Source organism: Oceanobacillus saliphilus (assembly GCF_023522835.1).
GTDB classification, from domain to species: Bacteria; Bacillota; Bacilli; order Bacillales; family Amphibacillaceae; genus Oceanobacillus; species Oceanobacillus saliphilus.
In genome coordinates this window covers 302,085-315,534 of sequence record NZ_JALCZU010000003.1, presented here as the reverse complement: position 1 = coordinate 315,534, position 13,450 = coordinate 302,085, and the positions used below count along the sequence as shown (strand labels likewise).

General features: G+C 41.4%; 11 protein-coding genes. 10 read left to right on the top strand and 1 reads right to left on the bottom strand.

The genetic code is table 11. The annotated features are described in order from the left end of the window. Positions 1 to 7: 7 nt before the first annotated feature. From MN204_RS07665 to MN204_RS07650, 4 genes are all read left to right on the top strand, one after another. Positions 8 to 1,468 carry a CoA-acylating methylmalonate-semialdehyde dehydrogenase gene (locus MN204_RS07665; RefSeq protein WP_249870513.1) on the top strand — a complete coding sequence of 487 codons (1,461 nt, stop codon included), beginning with the start codon at positions 8 to 10 and terminating at the stop codon, positions 1,466 to 1,468. A gap of 397 nt (positions 1,469 to 1,865) precedes the next feature. Next, positions 1,866 to 3,503: a gamma-glutamyltransferase gene (ggt, locus tag MN204_RS07660; RefSeq protein ID WP_249870512.1), complete on the top strand. Its 1,638-nt coding sequence runs from the start codon at positions 1,866 to 1,868 to the stop codon at positions 3,501 to 3,503. A gap of 39 nt (positions 3,504 to 3,542) precedes the next feature. Further along, positions 3,543 to 5,153 (top strand): L-lactate permease, encoded by a 1,611-nt coding sequence (locus tag MN204_RS07655; RefSeq protein WP_249870511.1) that lies wholly within the window; start codon positions 3,543 to 3,545, stop codon positions 5,151 to 5,153. A gap of 408 nt (positions 5,154 to 5,561) precedes the next feature. Beyond that, the gene (locus MN204_RS07650; protein ID WP_249870510.1) at positions 5,562 to 6,614 is read left to right on the top strand and encodes a C45 family autoproteolytic acyltransferase/hydrolase; all 1,053 of its coding nucleotides are present in this window, start codon (positions 5,562 to 5,564) and stop codon (positions 6,612 to 6,614) included. Positions 6,615 to 6,748: 134 nt separating this feature from the next. Here MN204_RS07650 and MN204_RS07645 read toward each other — a convergent pair whose 3' ends face one another. After that, positions 6,749 to 7,297 carry a MerR family transcriptional regulator gene (locus MN204_RS07645; RefSeq protein WP_249870509.1) on the bottom strand — a complete coding sequence of 183 codons (549 nt, stop codon included), beginning with the start codon at positions 7,295 to 7,297 and terminating at the stop codon, positions 6,749 to 6,751. Between the two features lie 356 nt (positions 7,298 to 7,653). Here MN204_RS07645 and MN204_RS07640 point away from each other — a divergent pair, with 356 nt between their 5' ends. The 6 genes from MN204_RS07640 (at position 7,654) to MN204_RS07615 (ending at position 13,270) form a co-directional block, all read left to right on the top strand. Then, the gene (locus MN204_RS07640; protein WP_249870508.1) at positions 7,654 to 8,652 is read left to right on the top strand and encodes a TRAP transporter substrate-binding protein; all 999 of its coding nucleotides are present in this window, start codon (positions 7,654 to 7,656) and stop codon (positions 8,650 to 8,652) included. Positions 8,653 to 8,698: 46 nt separating this feature from the next. Continuing rightward, positions 8,699 to 9,214, top strand: a complete 516-nt coding sequence (locus MN204_RS07635; protein WP_249870507.1) for a TRAP transporter small permease — start codon at positions 8,699 to 8,701, stop codon at positions 9,212 to 9,214. Next, positions 9,211 to 10,497, top strand: a complete 1,287-nt coding sequence (locus tag MN204_RS07630; RefSeq protein ID WP_249870506.1) for a TRAP transporter large permease — start codon at positions 9,211 to 9,213, stop codon at positions 10,495 to 10,497. The genes MN204_RS07635 and MN204_RS07630 overlap by 4 nt, the downstream gene beginning before the upstream one ends. Before the next feature lie 18 nt (positions 10,498 to 10,515). Then, positions 10,516 to 11,424 carry a hydroxymethylglutaryl-CoA lyase gene (locus MN204_RS07625; RefSeq protein ID WP_249870505.1) on the top strand — a complete coding sequence of 303 codons (909 nt, stop codon included), beginning with the start codon at positions 10,516 to 10,518 and terminating at the stop codon, positions 11,422 to 11,424. 18 nt (positions 11,425 to 11,442) lie between these two features. Continuing rightward, complete coding sequence (locus MN204_RS07620) at positions 11,443 to 12,663, top strand: CaiB/BaiF CoA transferase family protein (RefSeq protein ID WP_438804692.1); 1,221 nt, start codon at positions 11,443 to 11,445, stop codon at positions 12,661 to 12,663. Between the two features lie 106 nt (positions 12,664 to 12,769). After that, positions 12,770 to 13,270, top strand: coding sequence for a LytA/YqiH family protein (locus tag MN204_RS07615; RefSeq protein WP_249870504.1), 501 nt, complete (start codon positions 12,770 to 12,772; stop codon positions 13,268 to 13,270). Positions 13,271 to 13,450 lie beyond the last annotated feature (180 nt).

Below are 13,450 nucleotides of genomic sequence, written 5' to 3'. Positions count from 1 at the left end.
GTATCTAATGACAAAAACGACAATAAAGACATTACAAAATTATGTAAACGGAGAATGGATTGACGCCAAAACAGACAAATCGGAGACAGTTTATAATCCTGCAACAGGAGAAACAATCGCATATGTCCCCGTATCAACGAAAGAAGATGTAGACCTAGCAGTTATCGCCGCAGCCGAAGCATTCCAAACGTGGAAGGAAGTTCCTGTCCCAAAGCGAGCGCGGATTTTATTTAAATATCAGCAATTGCTTGTAGATAACTGGGAAGAGCTAGCCAGATTGATTACCCTTGAAAATGGAAAGAGCTATACCGAGGCATATGGGGAAGTTCAGCGGGGGATTGAGAATGTGGAATTCGCTGCCGGTGCACCATCGTTAATGATGGGAGAACAGCTAGCCTCCATTGCAACGGATTTGGAATCAGGTGTTTATCGCTATCCAATTGGTGTAGTGGGAGGGATTACACCTTTTAACTTCCCAATGATGGTACCATGCTGGATGTTCCCAATGGCAATCGCAACCGGAAATACGTTTATCATGAAACCATCGGAACGCACACCGCTATTAGCCAACCGATTGGCCGAACTACTGGAAGAAGCAGGTTTACCAAAAGGTGTATTTAACATTGTTCATGGTGCACATGATGTTGTTAATGGATTGTTAGATCATAAAAAGGTAGCGGCAATTTCGTTTGTGGGATCGCAGCCTGTGGCAGAATATGTTTACAAGCGTGGTACAGATAATTTAAAACGCGTACAGGCACTTTCTGGTGCAAAAAACCATTCCATTGTTTTGGGTGATGCCAACTTAGATAATGCAACTACACAAATTTTAAATGCAGCGTTTGGCTCTGCTGGGGAACGCTGTATGGCAGTATCTGTTGTGGCGGTAGAAGAATCTATAGCCGATGAGTTTATTGCATTACTTACCCAGAAGGCAAATGACATTGAGATTGGAAATGGATTGGATGAAGGGGTCTTTGTTGGTCCAGTGATTCGTGAACAGCATAAGGAGCGTACATTAAACTATATCGAATCGGGTGTGGAAGAAGGAGCTAAACTCGTCCGTGATGGTAGAAAGGATGAAGCAGCAAAGCAGGAAGGCTATTTTGTTGGGCCGACAATATTTGATGACGTAACATCGGAAATGAAAATCTGGCAGGATGAGATTTTTGCTCCAGTTCTATCCATATCACGAGTGAAGAATTTAGACAATGCCATTGATCTGGCAAATCAATCCCGCTTTGCCAATGGTGCATGTATCTTCACTAGGGATGGTGGTAGTGTAAGACAATTCCGTGAAACGATTGATGCTGGAATGCTTGGGGTAAACATTGGTGTACCAGCACCGATGGCATTCTTCCCATTCTCCGGCTGGAAGGATTCTTTCTATGGAGACCTTCACGCCAATGGAAAAGATGGATTACAATTCTATACACGCAAAAAAGTAATTACAACGAAATGGGTGTAAAAAAAGGAAGCATGGGGAGGGGTTCTCATGCTTCCTTTTTTAATGGAATGAATTAGGGGAAGAGGAACGTCTAGTTACTTTTCTAGCTCCGTCAAACGGGAGAGCTCCACTCCAATTCGGGAGAACCCCCCAGCCAAACGGGAGAGAACCTTCCCAATTCGGGAGAGAACCACCGCACCAATTCATTTCCCATTCAGTATAATACCGCTTTCGATTTTATCTCTTGCACTTAACCAATCAAAAAAATAATCATGTCCTTTTTACCGATCTCGGAAGATTCTAGTGCTTTCATCAAAGCACTAGAACCTTCCGCCTTTACTTTCCTAGTTTACCTACCAAACAAACTGGGAAGGAGAAATAGTAGATAACTCACATTAAAAAATTAGGAGGTATATTTTTGGGTAAAAATAACTCTTTTCTGGAAACAGGCAGACCGGTAATGGAAGGGAAGAATGGGGCAGTTACGTCGCCGCATTATTTAGCTACGCAAACCGGGAAGCGGATATTGGATCAGGGGGGGCATGCGGTTGAAGCTGCTATTGCCGTTAATTCTGTCCTTTGTGTGGTAATCCCGCATATGGCTGGGCTTGGTGGTGATTTATTCGCATTAGTTTGGGATGAACAGGAAGAGGAAGTTAGGTCTTTAAACGGTAGCGGAAAATCTGGAAGTCAGGTGACCAGGGATGTGTACAAACAAAAAGGGCTTGAAGAAATTCCGGAACGTGGCCCTTTAGCCGCGAATACGGTTCCTGGAACTGTGGATGCATGGTGGGCGCTTCATCAGCAATATGGAAAACTGGAATGGTCGAAGCTGTTTGAAGATGCTATCCATTATGCTGAGAGCGGATTTCCGATTACTGAAAAGGTAAGTGGTTTTGTTGAGGAAAAAGCTGATTTGTTAAGGGAATACCCGGAAACGAAAAAACTATTTTTCAAAAATAGGCGTCTAATTCAAGCAGGAGAACTTTTCGTGCAACCCGATTTGGCGTGGGCTTTCAAGCAGATTTCCGAAAGTGGCAGGGATGCCTTTTATCAAGGAGAGATTACTGATAAAATCATCGCTTCCATGGAAAAGCATGATGGTTTACTGATCAAAGAAGACTTCGCCAATCACAAGTCAGTATGGGACAAACCAATTTCGACGAATTATAGAGGTTACGAAATCTATCAAGTAAAACCGAATACGCAGGGAATTGCTGTATTAATGATGTTAAATATGCTGGAAAAATACGATATGACCTCGATAAAAGATGGTACAGCAGATTACTATCATCTGCTTGCTGAGACAAGCAAGCTAAACTTTCGCTTTAGAGATGAATGGGTGACAGACCCTAATTCTATTCAAATACCCTACAATCAACTTCTTTCCAAAAGTTTTTCAGCAGAGGTTAAAGAGCATTTTTCCTGGGATCATGTTCTTCGGGAAGAAGATTTGGATGAACTTCCTTCTATAAAAGGAAGCAGAGACACTGCCTTCCTCAGTGTCGTTGATGGGGAAGGGAACAGTATTTCTCTGATTCAAAGTATATTCCATGAATTCGGATCGGCTTTTATCCCAGAGGATTGCGGGTTCTTCCTGCAAAATCGAGGGACTTATTTTAGCTTGGAATACAAGCATCCAAATTGCCTGGAACCGAACAAGCGTACATTTCATACAATCATTCCCGCCATGGCAATGAAAGATAAGAAGCCATATATGTTATTTGGTTCCATGGGTGGAGAAGGTCAGCCGCAAACCCAATGTGCGATGCTGACGAAGGTGATCGATTTTGGCTATAACATTCAACAGGCTATTGAAGCACCTCGCTGGCTCTACGGGAAAACGTGGGGTGAAGACAGCTCGACACTAAAGGTAGAGGCTAGGATATCCCATGAAATCATCGATGATTTGAAAAAACGTGGCCATGAGGTTGAGGTCGTTGAAGACTACTCCCAAACGATGGGACATGCACAAGGGATAATCATTGACAGTGAAAGCGGGGTATATCGTGCTGGCGCAGATCCGCGTGGTGACGGTATTGCACTAGCTTGGTAAGTACGTTTTGAGAAAATGCTGGAATGGAGGAAATTGTTAATGGAGAATAATCTACCTGTAGATTTATTACATTGGTCTTTGGCCATGCTGCCATTGATCCTGCTATTAGTTATGCTAGTTGGTTTCAAATGGTCTGGTGGCACATCAGGCTGGATAGCGATGGCTGTTGCTACGTTAATCGGTTTCTTTATGTTTGAAGCGCCTTTGGATAACCTTGCAGTCGGGTTTGGAAAAGGACTTTGGGAAGCCTTTTTCATCCTGTTGGTCGTATGGTTTGCATTAATGCTGTACCATGCGACAGAAGAAGCTGGTGCATTTGAAGTCATACGGGAGGAAATACAGGAGCATAGTCAAAACTATTTGTTTCTTGTCCTTGGCTTTGGCTGGGTGTTTGCATCCTTCCTGCAAGGTGTGGCCGGGTTTGGTGTGCCAATCGCGGTAGTAGCTCCACTCTTGGTCGGATTGGGTGTGAAACCGATTGCTGCCGTTGTTATTCCATTAATTGGTCATGCCTGGGCGAATATGTTCGGTACACTTGGTGTTGGGTGGATTGCCACGGTTAATGCAGTGGAGATTGAGAACACGACTGCTACACTTCTTTACACTGGGATTCTATTGTGGATTCCCAATATAATCGCCGGGTTCATGATTTGCTGGGTGTTCGCAAGGTGGAAAGGTATAAAAGAAGGCTTTCTGGCTGTAATAGTCATATCGCTAATTCACGGTGGAGGTCAACTTGCATTAGTAGCATTTAATCCTGAACTTAGTACGTTTATACCTACTATTATTGCCGTAGGAGCACTTTTCCTGCTATCTAAAATGAAGCGATATAGTGAAAAGACAGAACTGGAAAAGGAAACGGATATTATCGAAGAAAAGGAATCAGAGTCGAAGGAAAAGCCGGACATATCGCTTCACCAAGCTTTCATGCCGTACTATGTTTTGTCGGTATTGAGTATTGTATTTCTTGGTATCCAACCAATACAAAGCTTTCTGGACCAGTTTGAATTCGGCTTCTCCTTTCCAGCGGTAGAAACTGGATATGGGTTTGAAATGGAAGCAGAAGCGTCTTATTCTCCAATTGCACCGTTTACACATCCAGGTTTCTATTTACTTGTATCCTTTCTTTTTGCACACTTTTGGTATAAGTACTTAGGGTTGCATCATGAGAATACGACTAAAAATGTTTTCTCTGAAATGAAGGACAATGCCTTTGGAGCATCCATTGCAATAACAGGTTTTCTGACGATGACAATGATTATGGAAAATTCCGGACAGACAAATGTACTGGCGCTTGGAATTGCGGAAGTATCGCCACCAGCTGTATATCTGGCCTTGGCAAACGTGATCGGGATTATCGGCTCATTTATGACATCATCCAACACGTCGTCCAACGTGCTGTTCTCACCATTGCACGGATCTGTAGTGAACTCGATGGACAATTTATCGCTGCCGCTCGTAATAGCTGCACAGTCTGCAGGTGGGGCGATAGGTAATGTGATTTCCCCTTCTAATATTGTACTGGGAACAAGCACGGCGAACGCGCAAGGAAGAGAGTCCGAAGTATATAAAAAGACACTTCTATTCGTACTGATCTCCGGTGTCCTCGTGTCAGTGACAACCGTACTCATGCATTTTCTGCTTGGGTAGGAATAAAGTAAGTAAGACTGGATTAATTCCTTCCTAAGAAAGGAAGGAGTTAATCCGGTTATTTTGGCATATCGGTATAATAAAGATTTCGGAGAAGCATAGGGACGGTTCTCGTGCTCCTTTTTAGCCCGATTTAATTGCTTCCGTAGAATCTGGAGAAAGTTTTTTACCATGGGAATTTCATCTTTCTTGTTATCAATTTTTATTGTTTGGATACCGGGCTCGAATAGATTATTTTTATTGTAAAAAGACAAACTAAGCGTTGAACATCATCTGTGTATTTCCATAATGAAGTTTAAATGTTAAACAATCCTCCATTCGATTTTAACGATGATTTCCGATATGCTTGGTTTGTTGCTTTATTTTTGAAATAATCGATTCGTATTAAAACAAAAAAGGATGATCATGATGCGGCAGGTATACAGTGACATTATTCAATTTCGAGGGAATCACTATGATTACGGATTTATGCAAGGGGAGAGTTTGAAGGATTCTTTAATTATTAAAAATAGGCATCGCCATTGGAAGTTAAGAAGGCCACGCTTTACAATCGATGAAAGGGAAGCTAGAAGTGCATTTATGCGGTTTGCACCCGGAATCTGGGAGGAGCTTGAAGGATTGCGAGATGCACTCGAGCAACCGATGGATATTATTTTGCGTGATTTCGGAAATTATCGGGTTCAGCCAGTGTACAGTGGCTGTTCGATTTTAACAGGGAAGGATTACATGATTCGCAATTATGATTATCATCCGAAGACGTATGAAGGGCGCTATAATTTTTTCCAGCCGGCGAACGGAGGCTATGCGGTTGTTGGGCCGTCACAGCGAATTACTGGTCGGATGGATGGCATGAATGAAAAGGGACTTGTGATGGGCTATAATTTTATCAATCGGAAGGATCCAGGTGACGGGTTCATTTGCCATATGATTGGAAGAATTATTTTGGAAACATGTGCCAACGTGGAGGAAGCCATTGCGCTTGTGAAGGAAATTCCACACCGGACGTCATTTAGCTATATTGTACTCGATAAAAAGGAAGAAACATATGTGCTGGAAGCGACTCCCAGGTCTGTGAAAGTAAATCGGGCCAACGTATGTACGAATCATTTTGAAGTGATGCAACACGAAAATCGTCGGTATATCGATGAATCACAGGAGCGATTGAACGCGATTCGAAAGCAAGAAGGTCAAGCGACAGATGCATATAAGGCTTTTCGACTTTTGAATGATACGGATAAAGGGGTATTTGTGGATAATTATAAAAGCTGGTCAGGAACACTACATACATCCGCTTATTTTCCCAAGGAGAGAAAGGCTTGGATCGCACTTGGTGGAGACCGGGAGCCAGTTGAATTTGATTTCGCTGCCTGGTTGAGCGGGGAAGATATTATGGAGGATAAAATAGTTGGTGAAGTGAATACGGATGCAGGATTTGCACATATGGATGAGAATGCCCGTTAGTTGAGTTGGAAGCTGCCGGAACAGGGACCAGGACGTGGGGTGAGGTGTATCATATTATTCCACAAAATTTTGGAATTGACCACAGTCACCGTAAGCAATTTCCTCCTTCGATGACTGTGATACAATCCCTGTTCCTATCTTATTCTTCTATCATGAACAGAATTCTTAAATAAATTAGCGAATGATTTTTTCTTTATTTCATATATGGATGTAGTTGTCTCCTGTTGTTTTAGTGCTTCTATTTCTTGATTTAGCTCATTTGTTTGTTCTTCCAATAGCCGAATTTTTCTGTTTTGTTCACGCTGAATTTGCTGTAATGCTTGTATTGTTTTTTCCTGGCTCGCCACATTCGAAACGGTTTTTCCTATGGTTTGCATGAGCGTTAAAATATTTTCCTTTTGACATCCTTCATCTATTGAATGTTGAATTTCCTCTAGTGAGCTGTTTGATGGAACTGGTACATTTCGATTTGCTAACATTTCTGTGATCTGACCGTTTTGATAATCCTGGGATTTACATTTTTTAATAAACTTTAACACATCAATCGCTTCTGGATGGTAATAAGTGACATTTTTCTCTACTGTTTTCGGGATGTAAACATTAAAATCTTCCATCCACTCTGACAACGTGTCTTTGGAAACATCGACAATATAGCTTAGCCCATTGATCGTTAACAATTCCAATGCTTTCACCGACTTTCAATTATTCTTTCACTGCAATCATCTTAACTAGATTCCAAGTGATATCACTAGCATACACCCCAACATAGGAAACAATATATCATAAATGTGGGAAAAATAAGTAAGAAGCACGGGGACGGTTCTCATGCTTCTAGCTGTGCAAAGTAACCTAAATAGAAGGCTGCTTTGTACTATTTTTTTCCATCATAAATGGAAGCAAAAGAACCGTCCCCATGCTTCCGCTCTGAATTCTGACAGTTCGTAAAATTGTTGTTTACTAAATTATCTAATTATGGTATGCTCTTTTTAATTTGCATTTGTCGAAAATTGGCGATTTTATTTTAATGGAGGCTTAAATGATGAAATATAATCTAATTTTTTTGTTAGCTGCCATCGCTTTGGTTGTTGCGGCATGCGAAAGCCCTGTAGCAAGTTCAAAAGATGATACGTTATCGCTCGTATTTGCCACGACGATGGATGATTCAGGAATCGATAAGGATATAAAGGACTTTTTCGGTGATAAAATAACTGAATTGAGTGACGAGTCGATTGAAATTGAATTTTTTATGGCTGGTCAGTTAGGTGGAGAGCGGGAGGCTTTAGAGCAAATGAATATGGGGGAGATTGATCTTGGCTACAGTGTATTGCAGGCTGAATTATATTACCCCGAATATAATGCAATTTCTATTCCTTTTTTGTTTGAGGATCTTGATTCTATGAGGGAATTTATGGACGGTGAAGTCGGGGATGAAATCAAAAGAATCAGCAGAGAAAAGGGTGGAATTATCCCAATGGGTCTGCATGGTTATGGTGCACGTTGGACAACATCGAATGTCCCCTTTTCAAACATTGAAGAATTACAAGGTCTGAAAATAAGAATGCCGGAAATTGAATGGTGGGTGAATGTGTGGGCAGAACTGGGAGCACTTCCGACACCAATTGCAGCTACAGAAATTGTAACGGCATTACAGACTGGCACGGTGGACGCTCAGGAAAATTTTCTTACAAACATCGCCGGACGGCAAATGTGGGATTATCAGAAATACCTAATGAAAACCGAACATATTCAACTGTTCCAGCAATGGGTTATCAGTGAGGATACATGGGAGAATAAGCTAACTCAAGAGCAACAGGAAATCGTCGCACAGGCGATTGACGAAACGCTCGCATATGCGGATGAAATCGTTTCTGAAAGTAATGAAGCATTCTTGGAAGAAATCGAAGCAAATGGAATGGAAATTGTTTATGTTGACCAAGAAGAATTGAGAGAAAAAGCACAACCGGCGATTGAGAAAATTACCCAAAATGAATTAGCTCCCGATGTATATGAAGAAGTCCAAAAAATAATGGGAGATTAATAGAAAAAGCTGTTTTAAACTTTGGTGATCTGGAGGGATGGAGTGCATGCTATTAAATCTTTATAAGAGAGCGTTGGCAGCCATAGCATTTTTGATTGAACATATAGCAACAATCTTATTTATCTTATTTTTTATTGTGGTGATCATGCAAGTGTTCTTCCGATTTGTGTTGAGCATGCCACTAACTTGGAGTGAAGAAGCCTCAAGATATTTAAATTTGTGGTCCGTGTTGCTTGGTGCAGTGCTTGCAGTGAAACACAAAGATCATTTACGCGTGGATTTGATCGATGGTTTGGTAAAAAAATGGCCGTACCGAGCACAGGTGGGATTTTACTTTTTTACGACGGTTCTTTCTGCGCTCGTGGCATTCAGTTTTTTGACAGGAAGCATAAGAATGACAATCGATCGCTGGCATATTCCATTAACGATGGTTCCGATTTCTCAAGGTGTCCTATACTTGGCGTTGTTTGTAAGTTCGTTGCTCATGTTAGTATTTTTTGGACATCAGCTTGTACGTTACATATTGGATTTCAGAAATAACGAAGGCGGTGATGTCAAATGATCATGGTGATTATGCTGCTGACACTCGTAGTCGCTCTTATAATCGGTATTCCCGCCGTTTTTTCAATGGGTATTGCTTCACTTACATATTTTCTGTTAGATCGAGGGCTTTTTGAAATTCCTGACGTTTTGATTGCTCAACGTACTGTTTTTGGATTGGATAGTTTTACGTTACTGGCAATCCCTTTATTCCTGTTGGTTGGAAAAGTAATGAATGAATCCAATGTGACGACGCGTTTATTTGATTTTGCCAAAGCGTTGGTAGGGCATCTGAAGGGTGGAATGGGCCAAGTAAATATTTTGGCAAGTGTCATTTTTGCCGGGATGAGCGGATCGGCAACTGCGGATGCTGCAGGGCTGGGTTCGGTTGAGATCAAAGCAATGAACGATGCTAATTATCCGAGGAAATTTTCTGCAAGTATTACGGCGGCTTCTTCTTTAATTGGACCGATCATACCACCAAGTATTCCTGTTGTACTCTATGCAATCATTGCGGGGGTGTCTGTAAATAAGTTGTTAGTTGCAGGGATTATTCCTGGGATATTGATGGCTACTGCGTTAAGTATTTTTGTGGCGATTCAGGCAACAAGAAATAATTTCCCTACCGAAGACAAGGCATCTCTCGGAAAAATTGCCCGTACTGCCAAAAAGGCCTTTTTGCCTGTATTGACACCTGTTATTTTAATTGGTGGTGTTCTGACAGGCGTATTTACTGCGACTGAAGCAGCGGCCGTTGGAGCTTTATATGCAATCATTTTGTCAACTATCATCTATCGTACCATTACACTGCCACATCTCTATAAAATTTTTAAAGAGACGATGCGTGATAGCGCTGTAATCATGATTATACTTGGAGTAGCAAATATATTCGCATGGATTCTTATACGGGAGCGTGTTCCGGTTACGTTTGCCAATACAATAACGACAATCACAGAAAACTACTATATTGTGATGGGGCTATGTCTCGTATTTCTGCTTTTATTGGGAATGTTTCTATCATCGATTGTTTCCATCGCCATTGCAACGCCAGTATTAGTACCACTGATTATGGAAGTGGGCGGGGATCCGATGCATTTTGGAATAATCATGATTGTAGCATTGATGATTGGTGAGATAACGCCGCCTTTTGGCATGGTTTTGTTTGCCATCACAAGAGTCGGGAACTTACCGTACATTGAATTGGTCAGAGGTGTCGTACCTTACATCATTCCAATTATGGTATTACTGGTCATACTCATTATTTTCCCATCACTCGTTACATTCTTACCAAACTTATTTTTATGATGATTGGAGGAGATGAATATGTTGGATAATGGAAACGTACTTCTTACCGATGTTACAGGCAGAGATGGTTTTCAGATGGAAGATTGGGTTGAAACAGAGGATAAAATCAGTATTATCAATGAAATAATCGCAGCTGGAGTGAGGCGAATCGAAGCAACTTCATTCGTTTCCCCGAGAGCGGTTCCTCAATTGAAGGACGCGAAAAAGGTAATCGAACACCTTCATCGCGAGAATGTCAGTATTATTGCACTCATTCCTAATGTAAAAGGTGCAGAATTTGCATTGGAGTCAAATGTGGATGAAGTAAATGTTGTCGTTTCTGTCAGTGAAACACATAATAAGAAAAACGTAAATAAAACAGTAGATGAATCGATAACCGGCATTGCTGACATCTATCAACTGATGGAATCGAATGGTAAAAAGGTAAATGTAGGTCTAGCTACGACTTTCGGTTGTCCATTTGAAGGGCTGTATGAAGTGGGCCGAGTCCATGAGGTTATCAAGAAGTTAACCGCTAAGGGATTGGACAGGTTTATGCTTGCAGATACCACCGGCATGGCAAATCCATTACAGGTTTCCCGATTTGTAAAAAGGCTGAAAGATGATTTTCCAGATGTAGACCTTAGTTTGCATCTTCATAATACAAGGGGAATGGGACTGGCAAACGTACTTGCCGGTTATGATGCAGGAATCAGAAGTTTTGATGCATCACTTGGTGGAATCGGTGGTTGCCCATTTGCACCAGGAGCTACGGGAAATGTGGCACTGGAAGATGTTGCACATATGTTTGATCAGATGAACATTCCGATTGATCCCGATCTGAATAAATTGCTTGCAGCTGCCAGGAAACTGGAGAAAGTATTGGGCTATAAGCTGCCGGGACAGGTGATGAAAGCAGGTCTATCGACGGATCTGCATCAGGCATAATAGAGGGGAGATAAAATAATGACATTTAAAAATATGAAAGAAAATAAACCATTGCAAGATATTAAGGTGTTGGAATTCGGTTCCTTTATTGCAGGCCCTTTCTGTTCGAGGTTAATGGCAGACTTTGGAGCAGAAGTAATTAAGGTAGAATCCCCAACAAATGGTGATCCTTTACGAAATTGGGGCTCTGCTAAATATAATGGTGAATCTTTATGGTGGCCAATCCAGGCGAGGAACAAAAAGTGTGTCACCTTAAATTTAAAGGGAAAAGAAGGACAGGAAATAGCAAAACAGCTTGTTAAGGAATCGGATATTATCGTAGAAAATTTCCGTCCAGGTACAATGGAAAAATGGGGACTCGGCTATGAAGAGTTGAAGGAAATAAATCCTTCCATTATTATGGTTCGAATTTCAGGGTTTGGTCAGACTGGTCCATACAAGGATAAAGCAGGATTTGGAAGTATTGGGGAAGCAATGGGTGGGCTCAAACACATCACCGGTTATCCTGACAGGCCGCCTACTCGTGTTGGTGTTTCCATTGGTGATTCGTTAACAGCGATGTTTGGCGTAATTGGTGCCCTAATGGCTCTTCATCATCGAGATCGTTCGCCGGACAGACAAGGGCAATTAGTTGATACGGCATTATATGAATCTGTTTTCGCAGTGATGGAAAGCAGTTTAACAGAATATATGAAGGTTGGCGCAATCAGGGAGCGTACTGGAACAATCTTACCGGGCGTTGCACCATCTAACAATTATCCTACGAAATGTGGCAAATGGATTGTGATTGGAGCAAATGCAGATAATATTTTTAAACGATTGACCCAAGTTATGAATAGGCAAGAGCTATCTGAGGATGATAGATTTTCAAGCCATAATGCACGAGGAAAGAATCAGGAAGAATTGGATGCCATTATTTCAGATTGGACAGCAACCTATGAGTTGGAAACCTTGACACAAATGCTTGATGAAGCAGGAGTCCCTGCCGGTGGTATTTATAATGCAGAAGATATAGCTAATGATATCCATTATCAAATGCGTGATATGATACTGAAAATTACCGACAAAAAACTTGGTGAACTACATATTCCCGGTATCGTACCTAAGCTAAGCGAAACGCCAGGTGCGGTGGAGTGGACTGGGCCAGAGCTGGGTGAACATAATGAAGAAGTGTATAAGGGTATATTGAAATACAATGACAAGGAGTATGCACGATTGAAGGAAAGTGGGATCATTTAGGGAAACATAGGACGATAGACAACTTTATTTGGTATACTTTTAACATGATAGTGATTCACTATCTTGTAACAGTCTATTAGACTAATATTCTATGGAGAGGTGAAATATGAAAGCAAAAAAATTATATTTTATACTGATTAGTGCCCTATTTTTAGTAGTCTTAACAGCATGCGGTGGAACGACTGCTGATCAAGATGAAAGTGAACCAGAAGAAAATGAAGTGGATGAAACGGAGGAGTCGGCAGTGCAAGATAGTCCTGAAACAGAATCAGATGCAGATGCAGATGTAGAGACGGACTCAGATACGGAAGACTCCTCAGCATCTGATGATCAAGGTACAACGTCTGAACCTGAAGAAGAACAAGCAGATGGGGATGATCAGTCGGAAAATGCTGATGTAGAAACCGTAAAAGAAGAAGCAACTTACAATGGACAGGGAGACCCCCATACAATAGAAGTGAAAACTGCAGATAGTACAATCGCACTGCAAATCACTGCATTTATGGATGACGATTGGTCTTCTGTAGAACCTGGAACACCGATGACCATTGAATACTACGAAAATGAAGCAGGCCAACTAATACTTGCAAATTATAGCATGGAATAGGAAGCATGGGGACGGTTCTCGTGCTTCATCAGCTAATATATTATAAAATAGAAGGTAAATTAACCTAACCAAGAGTAGTTAGTCACTGCTTAAACAGCAAGGTAGATCTAATTATTTCTGCTTGCTGATGATTGCTTGGAAATGGAATTAAAGTAGAAACGGTTGATAAGTCAGATTGTC

What these genes read in the sequence shown, in the direction of transcription:
- MN204_RS07665 (WP_249870513.1), top strand. Translation starts at nt 8, where the DNA reads ATGACAAAAACGACAATAAAGACATTACAAAATTATGTAAACGGAGAA.
- MN204_RS07655 (WP_249870511.1), top strand. Translation starts at nt 3,543, where the DNA reads ATGGAGAATAATCTACCTGTAGATTTATTACATTGGTCTTTGGCCATG.
- MN204_RS07650 (WP_249870510.1), top strand. Translation starts at nt 5,562, where the DNA reads ATGCGGCAGGTATACAGTGACATTATTCAATTTCGAGGGAATCACTAT.
- MN204_RS07640 (WP_249870508.1), top strand. Translation starts at nt 7,654, where the DNA reads ATGAAATATAATCTAATTTTTTTGTTAGCTGCCATCGCTTTGGTTGTT.
- MN204_RS07635 (WP_249870507.1), top strand. Translation starts at nt 8,699, where the DNA reads ATGCTATTAAATCTTTATAAGAGAGCGTTGGCAGCCATAGCATTTTTG.
- MN204_RS07630 (WP_249870506.1), top strand. Translation starts at nt 9,211, where the DNA reads ATGATCATGGTGATTATGCTGCTGACACTCGTAGTCGCTCTTATAATC.
- MN204_RS07625 (WP_249870505.1), top strand. Translation starts at nt 10,516, where the DNA reads ATGTTGGATAATGGAAACGTACTTCTTACCGATGTTACAGGCAGAGAT.
- MN204_RS07620 (WP_438804692.1), top strand. Translation starts at nt 11,443, where the DNA reads ATGACATTTAAAAATATGAAAGAAAATAAACCATTGCAAGATATTAAG.
- MN204_RS07615 (WP_249870504.1), top strand. Translation starts at nt 12,770, where the DNA reads ATGAAAGCAAAAAAATTATATTTTATACTGATTAGTGCCCTATTTTTA.